At 39.6% G+C, this 5122-nt stretch carries 2 protein-coding genes; both read right to left on the bottom strand.

All coding sequences use genetic code 11. The annotated features are described in order from the left end of the window. Positions 1–737, bottom strand: a 737-nt coding sequence (locus QM917_RS10465) for an SIALI-17 repeat-containing surface protein (protein ID WP_414285716.1), incomplete at its 3' end; no start/stop codon positions are given. A gap of 41 nt (positions 738–778) precedes the next feature. Further along, on the bottom strand, positions 779–5122 hold a 4344-nt coding region (locus QM917_RS10460; RefSeq protein ID WP_414285715.1), incomplete at its 5' end, for a ZmpA/ZmpB/ZmpC family metallo-endopeptidase.

The raw sequence follows: 5122 nt of genomic DNA, 5'->3' as shown, positions 1-5122 counted from the left end.
TTGTCTGATGTAGGTGCTTCGTCTGGAGCCATACCTACAGGTTGAGTGTACTCTGGTTTGTCTGATGTAGGTGCTTCGTCAGGAACCATACCTACAGGCTCAGTGTACTCTGGCTTCTCTGATTTAGTTGTCTCGTTTGGAACGGTGCTTACAGACTCTGGATTTTTAGGTTTTTCTGCTTTAGGTGCTTCATTATGAACACTTTGAATTTCAGATACTGGAACATTTTTTGTCCCCTCAGCTTTATGTTGAATTTCTGAGATTACATCATCATCAAGAGGTAAGTATCCAATATAACGATATCCAGCAATTTGAACTACTCCTTCATTACTTGAATCTTTCAAAGGATTGCTTATATCGAGTGCTTGCATACTAGAAAGACTAATCAGTCCGACAGTAGTAACCAAGAACAGACTAGAAACTTTTTTCTTTTTATGAACCAAAAGAACGAAACTACCAACAGCTAAAAGACCTAAAGCTGTAAGCACAGAAGTCGATGAACCTGTCGCAGGAAGAGCTTCCTGCTGATAAATAAGAGCATAAGTTGCTTCATTATCAGTAGGAATTCCTGCTTGAATCTTGCTTAGTTCTTCCTTTGTCAGAGCGCTTTTTTCAATGTAATGATAGGTAGAAGCATGAATGACTGACGGTGCAACCAAGATACTTCCGAGTAAAACTGAACCAACAATCCCACAGATTTTTCGGATTGAAAACCGTTCTTTTTTAAATAATGACAATCGTAATCACCTTCTTTAATTTTATTTCCTAATAGTAAACACTATTTTTTATTCTTAAAAATTGAACTTCTAAAATCATCAGTTTGATTTAGATAGGCCTTAAACACTGCTCTCTTTAACTTATGAACTGCACTATCATATTCTGGATTATAGTTGTCCCAAGAATAACGATTCTCATCTGCATCCTTACGGACAGCTTCGTCCATTAATCGCTGCAGTTCTTCTACACTATGAATCGTCTTTCTTGCAAAACTTGCCCAAGATTTAGTTGGATCGTTGAAGGTAACCTTTTTCAAGTTTCTAAACTGATCCACCCGTTCTTGGTACATAGCTTTCTTGAAATCCGCCCAAGAAGAATACTTCCCTTCAAATACCTTTTCCAAAACAAGATCATCTGTCACCAATCCTCGTTCTTTACCATAGAGATTGATGGTTTTACCGTTTTGTTTGGCAACTTCTTCGTATTGGTTTGAGATATAAGGTACCATTCCATCCTTAAAGCCTTTGGCAGCCAGAAGTTCATAAGCTATCCTACGTCCCATCAAATCACCCGGAGTTCCCTTACTGCTCAGAGCCGAATAGATTGGGGCAAAGAGTTTAATCGTATAGTAACCGTTTCTTTCATATTCCCCAGACTTATATTCACGAGCTGACAAGATATTATTTTTAATTAAACTATCAAAGGTAGTCAATTTTTTGGCATCTTCTTCTGTCAGATTTTGTACTACGTTAGTAGCGTAAACCTCATTTCCATCTGCAGGATCTTTCACGTATTTATTCTCGATTTTTCTCAGGGCCGTCATTTTCTGATAAGCATCTAACTGTTTCACGATAGATTGCCCTTCGAGATATTCCAACATGTAAACGACATCAAACATATTGTGGACGTAGTTCTGAAGATCTGCTGCATTATTAAATCTTGTAGTTGGATCAAGCACTTGCAATCGCTGACCTTCTGTACTATCTGATGTTTTATGTTTCAAGATAGAGTTTATGGTAATGGTTGCATCACTTGGTTGGTCAGGAGCTTGCAATAAGCCTTTTGCGAAGAACTCTGGTCCTAAGCCACTTCTTCGACCATAGCCACCAAGGTAAATATCCTGATCTGAATCATGTGTCATCTCATGGGTATAGGTGATAGCTCCATCCTTATCTAACATACGATAGGACATATAGTAAACGCCATCTCCAGTTGCATAAGCACCATGATGATTGTGAACTACTTTATTCCCCACTGGACCAAAGAAATTCTTCATCGCCGGATTGGTACTATCAAACTTAGCCTCAACTGTGGCTTTTCCAGATGTTGTATCATCTCCAAACTTATAGGCATCATAAAGTAGAATTGTACGATAGAGTTTTTCACGTCCTTCTTTATCTAAAATGCGATACCAATAATCATAGTGATCTCGTTGACGTTTGGCTGTCTCACGCGCGTTTTCTTCAACAAAATCATTGAGATTCTTGCCTGCTTTGTGCTCACTATTGCGGTAACGATCATAAGCTCCAAATCCTAGACTAGACATGGTCGAGATGACAAAGACTGATTTCTCTGGCAAGGTTAGGAGCGGCAAGACCATATTGCGGTATTTCCATGTGGCACTACTAATGCGATCATAAACACCAATAGAATACTTGGTACCAACTAGTCCTTGCTTCGTTTTCACCTCTTCGATATTGGATTTTTCTTCGACAATGTAAGCCTTGGTCTGTGATTTAAACCAGTCATTATTGCTTTTGTCTGGTAGAAAGACTTTTCGGTAATTTTCCAACGTGCTAAACAAATCTGTCGTTCCATGATGGCTGGCAAGACTGATAGCATAAGTATCGACATTGTTTTTAGCAAGAAGATTGTTAAAGCCAGATTTACCTAACTCAATCAGAGTATCTAATGGTGAAGTATTTCCTTTACCAAAGAAGTCCGGATGATACATAACTAGGTCTTTGACATTCACTTGACCATAGCTAAAGTTATACCAACGTTCTAAATAAGTTAAACCGAGTAGCAAGGCTTCCTTATTGTTCTTGATTTTATCTACAAGATAGCCTCTGGTAACTGGGTTGTCACCAGCAAGTCCAGCATCTGCTGACAAGAGTTTTTTCAAACTGTTTGCCAAATTTTGTTTTGTTTTGACGAACTGGTCTTCCAGATAGAGCTCAGTTTGCTTGACATCTGGAGAAATTCCGAGTGTCTTTCTGATAGCATCCGACTTATAGTCAACCTTTTGTAAGTCAGGTAAGACTTGCTTAATGATAGAGTCTTGGTCATACAAGAATTGATTTGGAGTGTAGAGGAGTCCTGTATCCCCTAAGCTATATTCTGCCAACTTAGCAAAATCAGTCTGGTATCTGAGATCGAGCTTCTCAGATGAATGGTCATGATAGTGAAGCAAGAGCTTATTTGCAGTCTGTTTGTTAGAAACAATATCTGTGATTACTTGGTCATCCTTCATCATAACTGCGGACAAGAGTTCTTTTTGATATAAGAGACTGTTCTCCTTGACCAGGTTTCCGTATTTCACGATGGTCGCCTTGTTATAGAAAGGTAACAATTTTTCAATGTTCTTATAAACCAAAGCACGGTTAGCTTGATAATGCTTCACCTTAGAAAAATCACTTTCTTTACTACCACTTGTTGAAAGGGGCTCCACTGTTGGAGGAGTGAGAGGATTGATTTCTGCTTTTTTATTAGTCACTTCAGAAGCATCTAGCATTGTTCCTCTTTCTTCAAAGGATTCTTTGCTGATGACTTCATCCCTAACCAAGGTGACATTGTATACTCTGTTCGCCTTGCTGCTGAATGTATCCTTCACCTTCATTCCATTGTAGTGGTAACCGGTAATAGCATTCCCGTTGGTTACATTGACATCACTTAGTACATTGGTCAAGCTTCCAGCATGCTGTTCCTCATTCGTCTTTCGATCCCACAAATATCCAGCCACACCCGCAACTCTACCAAAGTGCTTGACATTGTTGATATCACCTTCAGCATAGCTATCCTGTATATGCGCATCTTGGTCTACAAGACCTGCTAGCCCACCAACAGTCTGATCTGAACTATTGGTGTTTGACGAAATGGTTACTGTCGCTTTAGATTTAGCAATAGACGCATTTTTTCCTGTTAAATGACCGACCAGACCGCCAATATTGTAGGCAGCAGTTGTTTCATAGGTATTGATAATTCTTCCCTTGAAACTGCTCTCTGTGATGCTTGATTGGTCTGCCTTAGCAAGCAATCCACCGATACCACGTTCTCCAGCCAGAACACCATCGACATGAACTTGTTTAATCTTTGTGTTATTCTGAGCTTCATTTGCCAGTGAACCAATATCATTTTTCCCTGAAATAGCAACATTTTTTAGACTCAGTTTTTCTACTGTAGCACCATTCAAGTTTTCAAACAGAGGTTTTTTCAAATTATAGATAGCATACTTCTTACCATCTTTTTCTCCAATCAAATGACCAGTAAAGGTTCCCTTGATATAGGATTTATCATCAGGACCAAGCTCCACTTCGTTAGCATTCAGGCTAGCTGCTAAATGATAGGTTCCAGAGAGATTTTGGTTTATAGCTTTGACCAGATTACTAAAGGAAGTAAAGTTTGTATTTTCCTCTTTAGACTTCTTATCGAGGTAGAAGGTGAAATGGTCGACATATTTATTGTTCTGCTCTTGCTGGAGTTTCTCAGCCTTAGCTGTAATTTTATAAACTGGCTGACCATTTCTTTCCTCTTCAGTTATTGAGGCGACTGGTAGATAGACATCTTTAAATGCCGAAGATTTTACCTTGACAAAGTAATTATCCGTATTCTTTGGAACACCATCCAACGAAACATGCTGTTTATAAATTCCATTAGTCTGGCTATAGAGCTCTACATCAGAAACATTTCTTAATTCGAGTGTTTTTTCTGGATCATGTTCTTTCATTTTTTCAGTCGGAATATCCGGCTTTACTTGATCAATATCACCAGTGTATTCTGGAAGTGGGGCTACCTGTTCCGGCTCACCTTTGTCACTTACTACTGCTTCTGGCAATTCGGGTTGAACTTCCGGTATGCCTTTGTCAGTTACAACTGCTTCGGGTAATTCTGGCTGAACTTCAGGCTCACCCTTATCAGTCACGACTGCTTCGGGTAAGGCGGATTGGACTGCAGGTTCGCCTTTATCGCTTACAACAGCTTCGGGCAATTCAGGTTGAACTTCCGGTTCACCTTTATCGGTTACAACTGCTTTTGGCAATTCAGGTTGAACTTCTGGTTCTCCTTTATCACTTACAACGGCTTCGGGTAATGCAGGCTGAACTGCGGGTTCACCTTTATCAGTTACAACGGCTTCGGGTAACTCTGGCTGAATTGCAGGTTCGCCTTTATCGGTTACAACTGCTTC

Source organism: Streptococcus infantis, assembly GCF_047460685.1.
Classification (GTDB): Bacteria; Bacillota; Bacilli; order Lactobacillales; family Streptococcaceae; genus Streptococcus; species Streptococcus infantis_AD.
The sequence above is the reverse complement of the archived record's forward strand: the minus strand, read 5'-3'. Positions and strand labels throughout refer to the sequence as shown.